15 protein-coding genes and 1 tRNA gene are annotated in these 18,439 nt (G+C 42.6%); 4 read left to right on the top strand and 12 right to left on the bottom strand.

Annotated elements, in window-relative coordinates; translation table 11 throughout:
* Window positions 1-5 precede the first annotated feature (5 nt).
* Window positions 6-1,067 carry a DUF3080 family protein gene (locus GQR89_RS08725; RefSeq protein WP_199271393.1) on the top strand — a complete coding sequence of 354 codons (1,062 nt, stop codon included), beginning with the start codon at window positions 6-8 and terminating at the stop codon, window positions 1,065-1,067.
* Here GQR89_RS08725 and GQR89_RS08720 read toward each other — a convergent pair.
* From GQR89_RS08720 to GQR89_RS08700, 5 genes are all read right to left on the bottom strand, one after another.
* Complete coding sequence (locus GQR89_RS08720) at window positions 1,064-1,819, bottom strand: 3'-5' exonuclease (RefSeq protein ID WP_158769688.1); 756 nt, start codon at window positions 1,817-1,819, stop codon at window positions 1,064-1,066. The genes GQR89_RS08725 and GQR89_RS08720 overlap by 4 nt on opposite strands.
* Window positions 1,820-1,839: 20 nt before the next feature.
* On the bottom strand, window positions 1,840-3,729 hold the full coding sequence (locus tag GQR89_RS08715; protein ID WP_158769687.1) for a DUF294 nucleotidyltransferase-like domain-containing protein: 1,890 nt from the start codon (window positions 3,727-3,729) through the stop codon (window positions 1,840-1,842).
* Window positions 3,730-3,802: 73 nt separating this feature from the next.
* Window positions 3,803-5,428, bottom strand: a complete 1,626-nt coding sequence (locus tag GQR89_RS08710; RefSeq protein WP_158769686.1) for a BCCT family transporter — start codon at window positions 5,426-5,428, stop codon at window positions 3,803-3,805.
* A gap of 51 nt (window positions 5,429-5,479) precedes the next feature.
* Window positions 5,480-6,832 carry a porin gene (locus tag GQR89_RS08705; protein ID WP_158769685.1) on the bottom strand — a complete coding sequence of 451 codons (1,353 nt, stop codon included), beginning with the start codon at window positions 6,830-6,832 and terminating at the stop codon, window positions 5,480-5,482.
* Window positions 6,833-7,548: 716 nt separating this feature from the next.
* Window positions 7,549-7,625: transfer RNA gene (locus GQR89_RS08700), tRNA-Val, on the bottom strand.
* A 541-nt stretch (window positions 7,626-8,166) separates the two neighbouring features.
* Here GQR89_RS08700 and GQR89_RS08695 point away from each other — a divergent pair.
* The 3 genes from GQR89_RS08695 (at window position 8,167) to GQR89_RS08685 (ending at window position 10,583) form a co-directional block, all read left to right on the top strand.
* Complete coding sequence (locus GQR89_RS08695; RefSeq protein ID WP_158769684.1) at window positions 8,167-9,216, top strand: patatin-like phospholipase family protein; 1,050 nt, start codon at window positions 8,167-8,169, stop codon at window positions 9,214-9,216.
* Between the two features lie 477 nt (window positions 9,217-9,693).
* Complete coding sequence (locus GQR89_RS08690) at window positions 9,694-10,077, top strand: ACT domain-containing protein (RefSeq protein WP_158769683.1); 384 nt, start codon at window positions 9,694-9,696, stop codon at window positions 10,075-10,077.
* 5 nt (window positions 10,078-10,082) lie between these two features.
* A complete protein-coding gene (locus tag GQR89_RS08685; protein ID WP_158769682.1) occupies window positions 10,083-10,583 on the top strand; it encodes a PTS glucose transporter subunit IIA in 501 nt (166 codons plus the stop codon).
* Between the two features lie 29 nt (window positions 10,584-10,612).
* Here GQR89_RS08685 and GQR89_RS08680 read toward each other — a convergent pair whose 3' ends face one another.
* The 7 genes from GQR89_RS08680 to GQR89_RS08650 are packed head-to-tail and all read right to left on the bottom strand — an operon-like array spanning window position 10,613 to window position 18,345.
* Window positions 10,613-12,871 carry a molybdopterin cofactor-binding domain-containing protein gene (locus tag GQR89_RS08680; protein ID WP_158769681.1) on the bottom strand — a complete coding sequence of 753 codons (2,259 nt, stop codon included), beginning with the start codon at window positions 12,869-12,871 and terminating at the stop codon, window positions 10,613-10,615.
* Window positions 12,868-13,368, bottom strand: a complete 501-nt coding sequence (locus GQR89_RS08675) for a (2Fe-2S)-binding protein (protein WP_158769680.1) — start codon at window positions 13,366-13,368, stop codon at window positions 12,868-12,870. Before GQR89_RS08675 ends, GQR89_RS08680 begins: the two co-directional genes overlap by 4 nt.
* Before the next feature lie 47 nt (window positions 13,369-13,415).
* On the bottom strand, window positions 13,416-14,012 hold the full coding sequence (locus GQR89_RS08670) for an NTP transferase domain-containing protein (protein ID WP_158769679.1): 597 nt from the start codon (window positions 14,010-14,012) through the stop codon (window positions 13,416-13,418).
* On the bottom strand, window positions 14,012-14,995 hold the full coding sequence (locus GQR89_RS08665) for an XdhC family protein (RefSeq protein WP_158769678.1): 984 nt from the start codon (window positions 14,993-14,995) through the stop codon (window positions 14,012-14,014). Before GQR89_RS08665 ends, GQR89_RS08670 begins: the two co-directional genes overlap by 1 nt.
* 7 nt (window positions 14,996-15,002) lie before the next feature.
* A complete protein-coding gene (locus GQR89_RS08660) occupies window positions 15,003-16,316 on the bottom strand; it encodes an RDD family protein (protein WP_158769677.1) in 1,314 nt (437 codons plus the stop codon).
* Window positions 16,317-16,330: 14 nt separating this feature from the next.
* Window positions 16,331-17,509: a VWA domain-containing protein gene (locus GQR89_RS08655; RefSeq protein WP_158769676.1), complete on the bottom strand. Its 1,179-nt coding sequence runs from the start codon at window positions 17,507-17,509 to the stop codon at window positions 16,331-16,333.
* Complete coding sequence (locus GQR89_RS08650) at window positions 17,509-18,345, bottom strand: MoxR family ATPase (RefSeq protein ID WP_158769675.1); 837 nt, start codon at window positions 18,343-18,345, stop codon at window positions 17,509-17,511. Before GQR89_RS08650 ends, GQR89_RS08655 begins: the two co-directional genes overlap by 1 nt.
* Window positions 18,346-18,439: the final 94 nt, after the last annotated feature.

The following is an 18,439-nucleotide window of genomic DNA, read 5'->3' as shown; positions in this document are numbered from 1 at the left end:
CAAAAATGAACCGACTGGCGTTAGCTAATTTGCGATCGGTGCATCTATGCTTGATTCTTCAATTGACTCTCACCCTGTTCGGGTGTGGTAAAAATAACCTTGAGAAAACGTTCGATGACTATCAGCAGCGCTTGGCTAATGTGCTCGATACTCCCTTTGTCGATACATCCTTTTCAAATCCACAAGCCCACTCGTTAACATTACCTTCAACAACCCTTCGGTACCCATCAATACGTGAGTTGACCACAACAATTGAAGTACCATTGATCGATGTGAAACAATTTTTTGCTCTTGATAGATGCGATGTAAATGTTCTTATAGCCCAACGCAATACACCTTTAGGACGTACTCAATTACCTTCAGTCCGTTATATATATGAACATAAGATGCTGGCATCTTTGGCTCGTTGCAGCAAATTGATGCCTAAACACCGCGCAAATTTGAATCAATGGATAAGCCAAAAACAAACGGTTTTACCCTTCGTTTGGGCAAACCTAGTACAGACCAGTAAAGAAACAATCAACGCTTTTAGTAACAACAGTGCATTTATCAGCTCGGTGAGCGCAACGGATATTCAACAAACGCAAAGCGCTTTAACCTATTTATTGCATTTAAAAACTACCCCTCAAGCGCCTATTTCCGCAAAAGAATTAGAGCGTAATCTTGAGCAGCTAGCAAAGATACACTTACCCGCTAAAACATGGCGGACTCAAGCATTGATGGCTAAAGAGTTAACAAGCACCACGACATGGCTGAAGCAGCAACCTTTATTTGAACAATGTCCTAATGGACAAGCCAGCCAACAAATAACCTATTTAAAAAACGTATTTACGCTATTTTTCATTGAAAAAATACAACCGGTTGGTAGCGACTTAAATCGAGTTCATTATACGTTATCTCCGCTCTATAAAACCCTTAGCGAGCAAACTGAGCTACATACGAGCTTTAGGCGTCTACTCAATGAGCAAAATACAACGTCATTTTCCGCTTATCAGCGCGCGATGAAGGAACATGTCTTGTTTTGGCAGCAATTATTCAAGCACTGTTCTATATCACCTCATACCTAGCACCAAATAGCAGAAATGGGCGCAGTCTGTTCGGGATAATGAGTGGCAATTTGCGCTTGTAGCAATTCTGCACAAGCCAAAGCATCTGTTAACGCATTGTGCTGACGATAATAGGGTAAATTATACCTTGCGCGGCAATCGGTCAGACGAATTGATGGCGTTTTTTGCCCCAACAAACTGCGTAAAAAAGTGCGTTTAAGCGTACGAGAAAAGCGCGCTTCTAGTGCCATAGTGTCGATACAAGGAAAGACAATTTCTTCATTAATATAATGTTTAAGCGCGGCATTTAAAAAACGCGTTTCAATATCTTTATGATGAGCCACGACTATTTTGCCTTGTAAATGTTGCAGTAACGCATCTAAAACCGAATTAAAACTCGGCGCACTGGCCACGTCTGAATGGGTAATACCGTGGATAACCACAGATTTTGTTTTAAGTTCAGTATCAGGTTTAATGATCCAGTGGTGTGCCTCTTTGCAACGAATTCGTTGAGCTGTTAACGCCACTAATCCAATACTTACAATACTGTCAGTTTTGGGATTAAGTCCGGTCGTTTCAAAATCTAATGCAACTAAAGGTACCTCTGAAATTGGGGTTTCAGGCGACACCACTCCTTGGGCATAATATTCTTTGAGCGCAGGATATCGTGCGCTCTTACTACGCTTAGCGAATTCAGCAGGCCAATCAACATTTTTATTTAGCGTTCTGACGTTCGGTTGATCTTGCAGTGCTTTCTTATCTAAGTAAAACATCTACTCCCCTTAAAAGTACGCTATAGATGGCGACCTGGCTGATATCGATACTTCATGAATTTTTGCGCGTCACTTAATATTTGAAAAGCATCTTTTAAATTTTTACGCTCAAAATCTGACAAATATTCAGGCTCTATATCGTTGTCCGGTACACGTTTCATATCTAAATCAAATGCTTGGTGACGAATACGGACCATGGCAATAAATTCCAGCGCATCCCGTAAGTCGACGCCGCGTCCAGGAGGCAAGATTTTCGATTCAATCACGTCTTGTAAACGAGCAAAACTATTGCGACCCTTTGATCCTATTGACAAAGCATGAACACGAATTAAGTCAGCGATAGGCGCAGTTCCCCTGCGTTTCATATTAATCGAGTTGGTTTGGCGACCATCGGTCTCCATTACAAAGTCCTTAAAGAAACCTAAGGGCGGCGTGCGTAATAATGCATTTCGGGCCATGCACGCTAAGAAGCGTGCGTTTTTATAGGCCTTCTTGCGAATAAGCCGATTCAAGGTATCAGCCCACACTTTTTTGCCCCACACTCCGTCAAGGTCAAAGAAAATGGCACTATTTAGCAATGTTTCAGCAGTAGGTTTCTCTATCCATTGGCTAAAGTATTGTTCCCACACTTTCAACGGTTGTCGCCATTTCTTATTCGTCGCCATAATACCGCCATTGCAATAAGTGTAACCACAACGGTCAAGGCCATCACATACAAAATTTGCTAACGCATTAAAGTATTCATCGTGTAGTTGCGGATCGAAGCGATTATCTAACACTAAAGCGTTGTCTTGATCTGTCACAATCAACTGCTCATCTCTTGCCATCGAACCAAGCGCCAGAAAGCAATAAGGGATAGGAGGTGGCCCGAGCTCTTGCTCAGCCAGCTCAAGTAAACGTTGTTTGAAGCTTCGCCCAATAACAGCCATTGCACTGCCTATCATCTGCGAATTTGCATCTTCGTGCACCATTCGAGAGAAACAGGCTTGCACTTCGCCTTTAAGAGCCGTTAACTCATCAACATTGAGTGCGGTAAAAATACTTTTGACTACAAATAAACTGTTTTGAGATTCATAACGCAAAATATCTTGATGGCTAATCAGACCAATAGGTTGGGACTTTTTAAGTACAGGCAAATGCATGACCTTGTGTTTTAACATTAACATCATGGCTTCAAACACATATTGGTGGCTTTGCACACTGGTTAATTGTGACGTCATAATATCGGTGACTGGACACGATAACGCTAAACCTTGGGCCACAAGTCGGCTGCGAATATCAACATCAGTAACGATACCAATGACCAATTCCTCATCATCAGTGTCTGCATCACTGCTGACCTGATCGTTTGAAATAAGGACGGACGAAACCCCTTCTTCAGTCATGCGCACAGCGGCTTCTTGCACGGTGGTATTCGGTGGTAAAATTAAAGGTAACTGACCAATTAGTTTTTCAACTTTGGCAGTTAATAGCGAGTTATTGTCTTTTTTGTCAGCATTTGAATCACGTAATCGGCTACGATCTTCTACTTCAACAAAATCTGCAAATTGTTCGTTATTATCAAAAAGGTGGTTAAAGGTATCGGCATCTATCAGATACACCAAGGTATCTTCAAGAGCCACCACAGGAAAACGCACTGGACGATTACGCATGATCGCTAATTCGCCGAAGAAATTGCCCTCCCCTAACCGGTTGTACAATTCTCCGTCACGGCGGAACACTTCAACCGCACCACTTCGGATCACAAACCATTGGTCATTGTCTTGGCCGAATGTGAGGATCGGCGAACCCGCTTTGTAGTAAGCAATTTCGACGCCGGAAGCTAACTCGGAGAGCTCCTGTACAGCCAAGTCTGAAAACGGTTTATGACGTTGAAAAAAATCGGTCACTTCAACTTGTTCGATAGCCATATAACTCACTCTGTTTTACGTGAAAATGACAAATCCAGCCGGTTGGCTGGATTTGTTTTAACAAAGGTATAAATTAACGTGGTTCCGACATCAAGCCTTTTACCATGGAGAAAGCGGCAATAAGCAATACAATCGTGAATGGGAATCCTGTGGATACAGCCATCGCTTGTAATGCGATAAGCCCACCACCAAGGATTAGTGAAACAGCAACCAACCCTTCGAATACACACCAAAACACGCGCTGAGGCGTAGGCGATTCGACTTTGCCTCCGGCAGAGATAACATCGATAACCAATGAGCCTGAGTCCGATGACGTAACAAAGAACACAACAACCAATATTATCGCAATAAACGAGGTGATATTGGCTAATGGTAACCCTTCGAGTACAGCAAACAACTGCAGAGGTAATTCCGCATTAACGGCAGTTTGATATCCATCAACCACGACTTGTTTAATCGCAGTGCTACCAAAGACAGTCATCCAGAATGCGCATGCAAGAGATGGAATTAACAACACCGAAATAATAAATTCACGTACTGTTCGGCCACGCGAAACACGGGCGATAAACATGCCAACAAAAGGACTCCAGGAAATCCACCAAGCCCAGTAAAACGCAGTCCAACCTGTGGCAAAGCCTGTGTCTTCACGCCCCACGGGATTAGCCAACTCAGGCAAGTAACGAATATAAGAAACGATATTGTCAAAGAAGCCAGTGAGTATGGCGATAGTGGGTCCCACAACCAGTACGAAGACCACAAGCAATACAGCTAGAAACATATTGATTTGCGACAGCTTTTTTACTCCAGCATCGAGCCCAGCTACCACTGAAAACAATGCTAAGGCGGTAATTCCCATCACCAATAGAATTTCGGTTGTCTCGCCTAACGGTATACCAAATACCGAGTGTAATCCTGATGCAGCTTGAGAGGCACCTAAACCTAGCGATGTCGCCAAACCGAATAGTGTGGCCAAGATAGCGAGAATATCGATGATATGCCCGGGCCAGCCCCAAACACGCTCACCCAAAATGGGATAGAAAACAGAACGTATGGTTAAAGGCAATCCTTTGTTGAACGAGAATAATGCTAAACCAAGTGCCATGATGGCGTAAATCGCCCACGGGTGAAGTGCCCAATGGTAAATAGATGCTGCCATCGCGAGGCTCTGAGCGCCTGCGGCATCACCCAAAGCTCCCCCTAAAGGTGCATAATCGGTACGTACACCATTTTCAAATACCGGCCCAGCGAAGGCGGTACCAAAGTGACCTAACGGCTCGCTCACACCGTAATACATCAAGCCGATGCCCATGCCTGCGGCAAAAAGCATCGAAAACCAACCTGCGTAAGTGTAATCTGGCTTAGCTTCTGTGCCGCCCAACCGCACGCGACCCAAAGGAGATATCACTAACACCAAACACAAAATCACGAAAATATTCGCAGCGGTCATAAAGAAACCATCAAGGTTCCCCGTTAACCAATTGCGGATATCACCAAAAAAGGGTTCTGCTTCAGCCTGAAAAATTAACGTCAAGGCAACAAAGGCGATAACCAACAAGCCTGATACGGCAAATACTCGGTTGTGAATATCCAAGCCAAAGGGCCCTACATTCACCACAATATTGTCTTGTCCCACTTGATAGTCAGTATCAATGGGGTTGACTTCTCCGTCCGGTATCATCGGATCTTTATTTTCACTCATCAAAATATCCTTTTATAAAACATCTACAAACATATGCGTTTGTTAAAACCATTAGAAATAATAACCAATATTAATATTAAAACGTTGCTCTGTTTCATCACTATCGCCAGCGACACTGCCGCCTATAAACGGTTGATTTTTCGCATGTACAAAATCGAAATAAGTGAATAATCCGCCGGCAGCTACCGACATCCCCAATACATTCATCATGGTATTTTCGCTGTCATCGGATTTGTCATAAACCAATCCAAAGTTATTATAGAATTGCAAGTCCGTCACTGGACCAAAATCGACAGCCATATCATAAGCCACATTCAGCGTGGTGGACTTAGCGTCTGCAGCAATTGAGTCATAAAACGAATATGCCCCCACGGCCAATCTGTCTGCCTGACCAATATCGTAATCGTATTGACTGTGTTGGAATTGAAGATGCCAGTTGCGATATTGACTACTGGAATGTACTGCCCACGCTTGATAATCCCCGGCGCGCTTTTCGCCATTGTGAATACCACCTTGCAAGGCAGATACGCCGACTTCCGTTTTCACTTCACCAGACGCGAAATGATAGGCGAAACGACCGGCTAAGGTATTGTATTCACCTAATCCCTCGCTTGGCTCATCATAAATGCCTTCTCCTTCGTCCCTGATGCCCAGAATATCATATGAATAGCGGTCTGAGCGATTATCTACAAAACCGTCTACCCCACCGAGTTCATCATTTTTGAAAAAGCCGACATCTAATTGCCAGTTATCAGCAATACTGCGTTTGAAAACCACCCCTAAATCGAAGTCGTCTTCTAACCCTAAATAATAATTCGTACTAAAGAAATAATTTTGCGAGTTATAGGACTGATTACCAAACGGAACCTTGGTAATACCCGCTTGCACTTGCCAATTTTCGCTAAATTGATAACCTGCATACGCATATTTTATCGCGGTCATGTAATCAAAAAATCGAATCTCACTGTTTAGCGTGACACCACCTACTTCGCCGCTCATATTGATACGAAAAATATCGAAGTCGAAGTCGCCACCTCGGTTTTTATTACCATCATCGTAAGAGGTGTAACTGTAATTGGTTCTGATGGCACCACCGAAGGCGATCCCATCTTCTTGTTCAGGCTCAGCTGTCGCAGTTTCTGCGGTGTTAGACTCTAGCGTTTTGTCCTGTTTAACTAAATCAACGGACTCAGTAGACTCAACATTAGAAGATGAAGGCTGTTCTGCAACGCTGATAGAGGATGAGGATTGATTTTCCAGATGCTCGAGTCGAGCTTGGAGCGCAGAAATTTGTGCTTTAAGTGTCGCCAGTTCTTGTTTGCTTACCTCTACAGCTGACGCGCTGAAAGAGCTCGCTATTGCCCCTGATAACAGGACTGGACCGATACACTGTGTGAGTCTCATGTTATTTCCTTTGACTATAAAAAATAAATTGTGCTACCTCGTGTTAAAACAACATCCATGTGACAACAATTAAGCTTATCGGGGATCAAAGCCCTCTTACTATCGCTTATCGTTACATATTATTATTTGAATGGTCCGAAACAACCGTCTCTTACCTGATCCAAGTATTATAAATTTTGTTTCAAAATAACCACGCAACAACACGAACGTTTGTTGTATTTACATATGATGTTTTAGAGGATGTAGCAAATAACACACCAGCCATTTCTAAAACATAGAAACCAACAGAAAAGTATGTGGAGCAGAATCAACTTGTATTTTTAGAAAAAGAATCATTTAAGTAAGGTTAAAAAATGCTGACACGGATATTTGTTAACAGTATATCTGCACTTTCATTCTCACAAATTTTCTTACTTTATTATAACTAAATTCATTTAAATCCTTTTAAAACAATAAATTAAAGTTAATAAATACTCTTTAGAATATAATTAACAAATTTACTTAATATAAAAGTTACTAAGTGTAAGTTAAGAGAATCGTTTAGAACAAAGCGTGGGTGATAGGCGCAAATAGAATGATTGGTACACAAATTAATAAATCAATAATGCTTGCAAAAAATGAGCACATAATCGAATAAATTAGCTTGAAAATTTCGACTGTCTGTAAGAAAGGAACAAAATTGTAAAAAGTACAAACTGACTGAATGTCTTAGAAAGTGGTGCGTCCGAGTGAACTCGAATCACCGACCCCTACCATGTCAAGGTAGTGCTCTAACCAACTGAGCTACGGACGCACTGTACTGAACTTCGTTGAGGAATCCCTCGAAGCGGCGCGTATAATAACGATGCTTATGGGTGACTGCAAGCGCTTTTTAATAGAAGAAGTGTAGATGATGAAATAATGCACAAAATGCGTATTTATAAACCTTACTAACGTTATCTTAGTCTCTGATTAGCATTACACTTGTTTAATATAATTAAAAACGACTGTAAACCTACAATAAAGCCCATATATTTGCCAAGAGAAAAAAAAATGTGCATGTATACCCCCCCCCCCCCGCATCTATCAGCGAGGCATCTAACTAGACGGTGCCCTCAAAGCCGTATTTGCGACATGTTCTTGACGCGCCAATGCATCGACCTACTTTTTCGCCATGACACAGCTTTGATCAAGAAAAGTAACCACCATAAATTACCGTAAATCGACATTTTAATTCAACACGTTAATTTACGTATTTTTACGACGATGCGCTAAGCACTAACAATTTTTCAGCATTACTAAAGCGTTTTACGGTAAGCTTATTCTAACGATAATATAATTATTTTGTTTTCTTTATGTTAGATATATATGCGGGAAAATCAGCCTTAGCGCTGATCGAGACAGACGGTTTCAAGCAACAAATTTTCGGCTCCTTTCTTGGCGCCAGTGGCGGTCCAAAATGGTTTAGTCTATTTGGTTTAGACAAACATCTATTTGGCCATTTCTTTGCCGAACGCACCGAACCACTAAACCTAATAGGTTCATCTGCTGGTGCGTTTCGTGCAGCTTGCTTTGCCCAGAAGGATCCGGTGGCTGCTATTAGCCGTTTAGCAAAATATTATTCACAGACATCTTATGAAGATGATGTCACCCCACTTGATATCAGTAATAGCGCTCGCGTATTACTCGATCGCGTTTTTGATGACAATGGTGCGCAGGAAGTGATCGACAATCCAATATTTAGAGCACACTTCTTAGTGGCTAAATCTAATGGACTCGTAGCATCGGAACGCAAGCCGCTACAAATCGCAGGCCTAGTTAAAAGTTATGCACTCAATAGAGTGAATCGAAAATTACTGACTAAACAATATGAGCGTTTTGTTTTTCAAAATGCGCTTAGTACTTTGAAAATTGAAGATGAAAGTGGATTTTTGACCTACCAAGTAGCCTTAACCAAAGACAATATAAAAGAGTCATTATTGGCCTCAGGTTCAATACCCATGGTCATGCTAGGCATTAAGAATATACCAGGCGCCCCAACAGGTATGTATCGAGATGGCGGTATCATCGATTATCACTTCGACATTGCCTTAAAAAACGCCCCAGGACTCACCTTATACCCACATTTCAACGCAAAGCCTAAAGCAGGTTGGTTTGATAAATCTCTTAAGCGAAAAGTGAATGCCAAGAACTACGATAAAACCGTTATGTTGGTTCCCTCGAATGCATTTATTGATTCCCTGCCCTTTGGTAAAATTCCAGATCGCGAAGACTTTACTAAAATGACAACAGAATCACGTATAGCCTATTGGCAACAAGTACTCGAACAAACTGAGAATTTAGCTTCGAGTTTTAGTGAGTTTGTTGATAAACAGGACCTGTCGAAAATTAAATTAATTGCTTAGCAGGAAATAAATTTGCGATCTGTTGAGATCGGGCACTTTTCGTTTAACAATTAAACAAATAATTTTATCACTTTTGGACTAATAGTGACTTGCAAGTTATCAACATCAATGATTTATAGTTCTAACTGTGCAATTTACAACCAACCCTAAAATAGTGAGCCATATCAATCGATTAAAGCGCAAAAACAGAGAACTCAACAAGGTTATCCACAGATTCAGTGGATAACACGGGTATAAACGACAGTGAATGTGAATAACAGCCCATAAATTTGTGAATAAGCAACAAATAAAAAGATCGTTAGATCTCGCTTTTCGATCAGCAAACGAGCGATCAATGTTGGTTATATAACCATGGTCATACCACCTAAAAATTACGCTCTAAATAGCAGATATAACTAAATATTCACCTATAAGTACTTGCGTTGTTCAGTAAAGCTAGCAGAATAACAACCTCATTTCTCATTATTCGGATACTTCATGGCCAAACAGACATTAGCACTGCATCCAACGCATTTCTGTATACACAGCTTAGATCATGATGCACCTATCCCTAATGAAGTGCTGCAATCCCCTATTTTCTTTATCAGTAAAACCGAAGACGAGTTGAGCGTTGTAGTTCCGGATGATGTGCAAGTTAAGAGTGAAGCTAGTGATAGTAATTGGCGGGCAATGGAGGTTTTGGGACCACTTAGTTTGTCTATGGTAGGTATTATGGCCAGATTAGGCTCTGTTTTTGCTAAAGCGAACGTGAGTATCTTCGTGGTGTCCACATTTGATACAGACTACTTTTTGCTAAAGCATTCTGATTTACTTAACGCCGTTAATGCTTTGCGTAACGACGGTTATAAAGTAACAGAATAAATAACTTGTTTACCTCTATCGTCAAAGCCACTGCACCTAAGACATACCAAAAAGCATTACCGGTCAATAGTCCTTTATCAGGCAAAATAATGTCTATTGAGCAATTGCCAAATGCATTGTTTACGCATGGTATGTATGGAGATGGTGTTGCTATTGAACCAGCAGGTTATCAGCTTTGTGCACCTTATGCTGGTGTAGTCACATTATTACCTGTGACGGGGCATTGCATTGCACTTACAGCAACAAACGGTTTACGGTTTTACATGCAACTCGGCATGAACAGTCACACAATGTTAGGAGAGGGATTTAAGCGCATTGCTAAAATCGGCCAAACGTATCAGGCTGGAGACGTACTACTGGAGTTCGATTTAATTAAAATGCGCAAGTCGCTAGACTCTACGTTATGCCCTTTCTTGTTACAAAACACCAAGAAACTGATGGCAATCCAAGGGCATTTTCATCAAGTCATGGCAACACAAGATGTCGCCATGACTCTATTTATTTAACATTTTTAGTATAGCAATTATAGCAATTTTCACACCGTGAAATGTTTACTTACTGGCAATGCCCGAATACGTGTTTTAGATGCATGATAAATCGCATTAACTACCGATGCAGCAACCGGAGGAACACCAGGTTCACCCACCCCTCCTGGTGCTTCACTTGATTCAATAATATGCGTCACTATTTTCGGACTTTGATGCATGCGCAGCACATTATAATCATGAAAATTCGACTGCTCGATTGCCCCCTCTTTTAAGGTGATCTCACTCATTAAGGCAATAGATAAACCAAATATCATCGCCCCTTCCTGTTGAGATTTAACCCGATCGGGATTAATAACACGGCCAGCATCAATAACGGAGTGCATTTCAAGCACACTAACTTTGTTATTTTCTACTCTAACCTTGGTTGCAACGGCTACGTAAGACACAAAGCTACGATGCACACTTATACCCCAACCTTCATTTTCAGCAGTCGGTTGATCAGCAGCAGATTTAATCATTAGCTCATTCAACACATTTTTTAGTCGTTTGGTTTCAATGGGAAAAGCACCATCGGGCTCACCATAATTCGCATAATCAAACCCTTCAGGTTTCGGATCAACAATACGGTCATCGCCAATTAGCGTAAGCCACATTTTCGCGGTACTAACACCCACTCTTTCTGCTAATTCATCCACAAATGAACCAATAGCAAACCCGTGTTGAATGTTACATACTGAGCGCATCCAGCCGATACGCACATGGGCAGGAGCTTTGTGTGTTTCACACGACAAATTATCAATATCGAATGGTAAATCGCCAAAACCTAATGACAACTCATTATTCTGGGGCTCATCAGTGGTGCCTGTGAATGTCCAACTGATACTAGGAAACGCAGTACGTTGTAGCCAACTAGTCACCTGATTATTTGCGTCTATACCCGCTTGAAAATGCTGAGCACTGATTGCGTGATAATAGCTGTGGCGAATTTCGTCTTCCCGGCTCCAAACGACCTTCACTGGTTTACCCGTTTTTTGGGCTAATACAGCCGCTTCGACAGAAAAATCTGGTTTAGACTTACGCCCAAATCCACCTCCTAATAACGTAACATTCACCTTCACTTTACTTTTATCTATGCCCAGCGCCCCTGCAACATTTTGTTGAGTTGATTGCGGCGTCTGAGTACATGCCCAAACCTCACAATAGCCGTCTTTAAAAACAGCTGTCGCCGCCGGTGGCTCCATTGGAGCATGCACCAAATAAGGTAAGGTATAGGTAGCTTCAAGCGTTTGATCTGAACTTTCATACGCCTTGTAAGCATCTCCGATTTGACGAAATGGTTTGCCTTTGGTCACGATCCGCTGTTTAAGCTCCGTTAGATAAGCTTCTGAATCATGAGTTTGGTTGGCTCCTAAATCCCATGTGACGTTTAACGACTGTCGACCTTGCAATGCTGACCAGGTGTTACTCGCTAATACTGCTACCCCATTAAGGTTTTTAAATAACACAGGTAAACTTTGCTTAGGCATTTCCACGACGGCCAAAACGTTAGCCACTTTTAAAGGCGCGTCTTTATCAAATGCTTTAACACTGCCACCTACTACCGGGCAGCGCTCGATACTAGCGTAAAGCATGCCATCGAGTTTTATGTCCTGTCCGAATGTGGTGTTGCCGATCAATACATCGGGTAAATCAACCGAAGTAATAGGTTTACCAATCAGCTTGAATTGCTCAGGAGATTTAAAGGTTAAGTCTTTTATCTCGGGCGGTGTAATCTGACCGGCAGCACTGGCAAGTTGACCAAAGCTCAACGTTTTACCTGATGCTTTATGTACAATCATGCCATTTTCGGCAAATACTTCAGCAACGGGCACAGACCATTTTTGTGCAGCGGCTTGTTCAAGCATGGCTCTTGCCGTGGCCCCCATTTCGCGCATGGTAGTATAAAAGCGGCGAATCGAGCGTGAACCATCAGTATTTTGGCTACCATAAGCTTCGTCGGCTAGACCTTGTACCACATTCACCTTTGACCAATCAGCACATAGCTCGTCGGCAACAATCTGCGGTATACCCGTGCGGACGCCCTGTCCCATTTCACTACGATGACACACAATATTTACTGTGCTGTCGTCATCAATACTGACAAATAAATTGAGAGTGTTCGATGTATCATTTGCAGTGGCGGCATTGGCCCATACAGGTGAGAAGCTAGGTAGCACAGCTCCTAAAACAAATGCTCCACCGGTGAGGCTGGTATAACGAAGAAAATCTCGACGGCTGACTGATTTTATTTGCTTAGGATTGCTCATACTTGCGCCCCTACGTCTTTCGCTAAAGAATAGTCGAAGGCACTTCGGGTGTTTTTCGCTGCAGTTTTAATCGCTGCTTTAATGCGGGGGTAAGTGCCACAGCGACAAATATTGCCCTGCATGTAATTATCAATAGTTTCATCATCTGGGTTAGGATGTTCATTTAAAAGTGCCACCGCGCTCATTATTTGGCCTGACTGGCAGTAACCGCACTGAGGCACGTTGTGTTCAAGCCATGCTTGTTGCACGGGATGGCTAGCATCGGTTGATAGACCTTCAATCGTGCTGATGTTTTTATCAGCTATTGCCGAAAGCGGCATGACACAAGAGCGAATGGGTTGACCGTCAAGATGCACCGTACATGCACCGCACTGAGCCATACCACAACCAAACTTTGTGCCAGTCATATTTAAAATATCCCGCAGCACCCATAACAAGGGCATGTTGGGATCAACATCAACCTCTACGGCTTTATTATTTAAGTTAAAACGAATCATTTAACGCTCCATTGTAGTGATACGGTGTTATAGATTAATGCTAGGTCTTAATCAGCTGAGTCTCGCCAAGCGGCGAGTTCTACTTGTGTGTCGATATCATACTGTGCGCTAGAAATATCAACCGCAACAACATCATCTATGTGCAGTTGTAGTATCTTTCGCGCCCCTGTATCAGCATCGAGCGCCAATAACTGTGCAAAATAACATCTGGGAAATATGACAGGTGCACCTAATACTTTATCGTAACGGGCGGCAATTATTTTTCCTGGCGCTTGAGTACAATGATGCAACATAATTTCCACATGCTCACGTCTAATCGCTACCTGATCAGCTAAAGTCACTAATAAATGGGATGACTCGCTATGAACATTCTTCACGCCAAAAGCCAGACTTGCACCCATACCGTCTTGCCATTCAATAAATTGCAGCGGAGTAACATACGAAGGCAGTATATGTTTAATCTGTTGGGCATGAGCGCCCAGAATAATATTAAACTCCCAAAGCTTATCGAGGAGTTCGCCGCTGCTTGTCAGATGATTAAGGGTATGTAACAACATCGGCTGGCCATTTATTTCAGCAAGCTGCTTAATTCCGTTAAAACGTTTACTCTGGCCTGCTGCCAGCATTAAAGCCGCTACTTTCATTACGACAATATACCACTAATGGACTGACCATCTTGTTGCTCTATAAAAGCGTGGGCCTCAGATAGCATCGACAGTGCGATCGATTCGGGTAATTCACCGCCTAAGCGCAACCCAACCGGATTGGCCAAGGGCTTCGTTAATTGATCTCTATTGATAGGCAGCAAATCTAACACTCTGTCAGTACGATGTACCGGCCCTAACATACCAACATATTTAGCTGCGCTACTTTGCACTAATGCCAAAGATTGCGCATCAAGTTTAATATTGTGCGTCATAATCAGCGCCATATCGATTTGCTGTAGCCATGCACTTTGGCTAAGGGAATCTATCGGGTGGCGGACTAGGTTGACGCTGGCATCAAAATGCCCATCTCGTGCATAACTAGTACGTGGGTCAACTAACGTTATTTGCCACCCAAGCTGCATTGCAATAGCGACTACCGGACGCGCGTCAACGCCTCCACCAAATACCGCTAAATGTGGAGCGGGTTTAAGAACCTGTTTAAATATACCTAATTCAGCGACTGGCCGATCCGAGGGCGCTGCCATACTTAAGGTGTTTTTTGGCAATTTTTGGTCGACAACCTGACAATACTCAGCGGCCTCATTGGCCTCTAAAAGAGCATATAGATTGTCGAGCTGTAAGTAGTTGTTTTCCTCGGCCACAGGTTGCAACAAAATACGCACCATACCGCCACAACCAATACCTAGTTTCCACGCCAAATCTTCTTCTTCACGCATATCATATTCAACGATACGGTTATGTCCGGTATCCCAACAACGCCGAGCTTGTAGCATAATGTCGGACTCAAGACAGCCACCACTTAGTAAGCCATAGTACTGGCCCATGTCGTTGATCATCATCATGGCGCCAGCCTTTCTATAAGACGAACCATCGGTTTCTATAATCGTCGCTAACACCCATTTCTGACTTTCTTTACTGGCGCGCCAGTGCTTTAATAACTGATTTAATCGGTTGGCCACTTAAAAATTACTCTTTGTCTGATAGTACGTTTTCGGGTGATACATATCCTGGAGAAGCAGGGACTGGTTCAAAAGGTACTCTCTCTTTACGTAAATCGATAACTAATGTTTCCGATATTTTATCTTGTATGGCTTGTCGATTGGGATCCCAATAAATCTGTAAAAAACCAAGTAAACCGGTCGCAAATCCAGCACCATAACCACCATATCGACCAAAACTTTCCCATAAATTCAGGCTACTCCCATCTAACTTGATAACCCGAATACCGAGTATTCGTTTCCCTGGGGTTTGCCCCGTCCACCAAGCAGTAAAGATACTGAAATAAAAGGCGGCCCAACCAAATCCAAGACCAAGATCCGTTGCAATACCTTGTGCCCAAGCAAGAATACTCGGCGACGAGCTGTCTTGGGTTTCTGGGGCTTCAACTTCACTTAATGTGGTTAAAAAAGAATCTGTTTTTTCATTATCTGTTGCAACACTATTATCACCGCCCGTAGCGTTTTGGGCTTCACTTTCATCGGTTTTTTGGGCGTTATGAGTGGTATCAAATTCCATATTACCGCTGTCCATGCTCACACTATCGCTTTGAGCTGGTTGATAAAGTCGTTCGTATGTTTGGGTCATGGCCACTTCAAGTTGTGCTTGCTGTTGCACACTCAAATCATCGCCCACCGCATCCCTGTACTCTATAAGAACGTTTTCCACTACTTCTCTACTAAGGGGCAAAGAGGCAAGATCTCGAGCGAGTTTTTGGCCAACGTCCGTCCAACACGTCAGAGGTTCAATACACTTGCCAAATTCAATATCTTTGGCAACATTTCTGGTTTCAAGCAGATACTTAGCCGTTAAACCAATTAGGGCCAAATCTTCTGTGTTATCTAGTGTGAAGTCGCGAATTTCGCCCTCTTCGACCAACTGTGAACGAACTTGCTGATTTTTATCGGGAGTATTGAGGACACTCTGGATAAATTCAATGCCTTTCGATGCAATCAAAAATACCAATATGGCAGTAATAAACCTTAATGAGATGCGGGCTAAATTAAAACGCTTCTTTTGCTTGAGCCGATTACCTGCTCTAAAAAATGTAATTGCGGCGACTAACGCAAGAAGCACATCGCTGGCCTGACTAAGTAAACTGATTAAGGCTACATCGATTAAAAGCGCGATGCCACGCTTGAGCGGGCGAGCCAGTGGTGTTCCAAACAGAGATTTCGACACATGGAAGGCATAGGGTGTAACGATATTACGCGTTTCGTGTTGGCTTAATTGTGGCTGGTCATTGGGCACGTGTTCTGCTGATGATATTGTTGGTTCGCTCACGCGCCCACCTTTGTTTATTTTTTATGTAGCGCTTTTATTGCATCCCCGAGGCCGTCAATCGTCAACGGGAACATACGCTGTTCCATTATTTCCTGCATAATACCGATAGACGCATAGTAATTCCAATATTGTTGCGGCTGGGGGTTTAACCAAATACCGTGTTTAAAATGTTGCAAAATACGCCCCATCCATACAGCACCAGGCTCTTCATTCCAGTGCTCTACGCTGCCACCCGGATACGTTATCTCATAAGGACCCATAGTGGCATCGCCCACAAAAATAACTTTGTAGTCAGTGCCATACTTATGAATAACGTCAAACACTGACATGGTTTCTTTGCCACGACGCTTGTTGTCTTTCCAAACGCCTTCGTACAAACAGTTATGAAAATAAAAATATTCTAAATGTTTGAACTCCGTATGGGCGGCAGAAAATAACTCTTCACATTCTTTTATATGAGCATCCATTGAGCCACCCACATCAAAAAACATCAACACTTTAATAGCATTTCGCCGAATTGGCATCATCTGGATATCAAGCAATCCAGCATTTTTGGCCGTGCCTTCAATAGTATGAGGCATATCAAGTTCTTCACTGGTGCCGCTGCGAGCAAATTTACGCAATTTTCTAAGGGCGACTTTAATGTTCCGCGTACCCAACTCGACATTACCCGCTAAGTCTTTAAATTCCCGTTTATCCCACACTTTAGCTGCGGAAAAGTTACGATTGTTTTCTTGACCTATACGAACACCCTCAGGATTATAACCATTGGCGCCAAAGGGCGATGTGCCGCCCGTGCCTATCCATTTGTTGCCCCCTTGATGGCGCTTTTCCTGCTCAGCAAGACGCTCCTTCAAGGTTTTCATCAACTCATCTAGCCCGCCAAGAGCCTTGATCTTCGCTTTTTCTTCTTCGCTAAAATGACGTTCAATTTCTTTGCGAAGCCACTCTTCAGGTATGTCTTTACCGAACAAATCAATTTGCTGCACACCTTCGAAATAATCTGCAAAGGCACGATCGAACTTATCGTACTGGCTTTCATCTTTTACCAAACACAAGCGTGCTAAGTAGTAGAAAGCTTCAACGTCCGCGAAAACCACACCTTTTTGCAACGCACTAAGCAGATCCATCAATTCGCTCAAACTGACTTTAAGTTGGTGTTCCCTCAATTTAAAAAAGAAATCTACCAACATTAGCGACGCGCCATGAATACCAGTTTTTCAAAAAGATGAATGTCTTGCTCATTTTTCAAAAGCGCACCGTATAGCGGAGGAATGGATTTTTTATTGTCTTTTTCACGCAGTGCTTCTGGTGAGATATCTTCGGCGACCAAAAGTTTCAACCAATCTAATAGCTCGGAGGTAGAAGGCTTCTTCTTAAGACCAGGAATATCGCGCAGGTTGAAAAATGACTCTAACGCTTGATTCAACAAGTCTTTTTTAATGGTAGGGAAATGTACATCAACGATTCGACGCATCTCTTGCTGATCAGGAAACTGAATATAATGGAAGAAACATCGGCGTAAGAACGCATCGGGTAATTCTTTTTCATTATTGGAAGTAATAATCACAATGGGTCGCTGAATCGCTTTTATCGTTTCGCGGGTTTCGTACACAAAAAACTCCATTTTATCGAGCTCTTGCAACAAGTCATTTGGAAACTCAATGTCAGCTTTATCAATCTCATCAATCAATAAAACAGGACGATTGCCATTTTCAAACGCGTGCCAAAGTTTGCCCTTGACTATGTAGTTTTTAATATCGTGGACTTTATCGTCACCTAACTGTGAATCCCGTAAACGCGATACCGCATCATATTCATATAGACCTTGTTGCGCTTTTGTGGTCGATTTTATATGCCATTGGATTAACTCCGTGCCTAAACTCCCCGCTAACTCTTCGGCCAGCATGGTTTTACCCGTACCGGGCTCACCTTTTATTAATAGGGGACGTTCTAGGGTGATCGCAGCATTTACGGCAAGTCGCAGCTCATCGCTAGCAATATAATTACTCGTTCCATTAAAAGACATCAATACCTCAGTATATAATTTAGGTTAAAAGACGGCATAATCGCCTAGACATTGTTTGTTACTTTGAATAGCGCTCAAGACTGAACCAGCAACG

Source organism: Paraglaciecola sp. L1A13, assembly GCF_009796745.1.
Lineage (GTDB): Bacteria > Pseudomonadota > Gammaproteobacteria > Enterobacterales > Alteromonadaceae > Paraglaciecola.
This window is presented reverse-complemented; position numbering and strand designations above follow the sequence as displayed.

Coding starts and splice junctions, on each gene's coding strand:
- GQR89_RS08725 (WP_199271393.1), top strand. CDS start 6: ATGAACCGACTGGCGTTAGCTAATTTGCGATCGGTGCATCTATGCTTG.
- GQR89_RS08720 (WP_158769688.1), bottom strand. CDS start 1,819: ATGTTTTACTTAGATAAGAAAGCACTGCAAGATCAACCGAACGTCAGA.
- GQR89_RS08715 (WP_158769687.1), bottom strand. CDS start 3,729: ATGGCTATCGAACAAGTTGAAGTGACCGATTTTTTTCAACGTCATAAA.
- GQR89_RS08710 (WP_158769686.1), bottom strand. CDS start 5,428: ATGAGTGAAAATAAAGATCCGATGATACCGGACGGAGAAGTCAACCCC.
- GQR89_RS08705 (WP_158769685.1), bottom strand. CDS start 6,832: ATGAGACTCACACAGTGTATCGGTCCAGTCCTGTTATCAGGGGCAATA.
- GQR89_RS08695 (WP_158769684.1), top strand. CDS start 8,167: ATGTTAGATATATATGCGGGAAAATCAGCCTTAGCGCTGATCGAGACA.
- GQR89_RS08690 (WP_158769683.1), top strand. CDS start 9,694: ATGGCCAAACAGACATTAGCACTGCATCCAACGCATTTCTGTATACAC.
- GQR89_RS08680 (WP_158769681.1), bottom strand. CDS start 12,871: ATGAGCAATCCTAAGCAAATAAAATCAGTCAGCCGTCGAGATTTTCTT.
- GQR89_RS08675 (WP_158769680.1), bottom strand. CDS start 13,368: ATGATTCGTTTTAACTTAAATAATAAAGCCGTAGAGGTTGATGTTGAT.
- GQR89_RS08670 (WP_158769679.1), bottom strand. CDS start 14,012: ATGAAAGTAGCGGCTTTAATGCTGGCAGCAGGCCAGAGTAAACGTTTT.
- GQR89_RS08655 (WP_158769676.1), bottom strand. CDS start 17,509: ATGTTGGTAGATTTCTTTTTTAAATTGAGGGAACACCAACTTAAAGTC.
- GQR89_RS08650 (WP_158769675.1), bottom strand. CDS start 18,345: ATGTCTTTTAATGGAACGAGTAATTATATTGCTAGCGATGAGCTGCGA.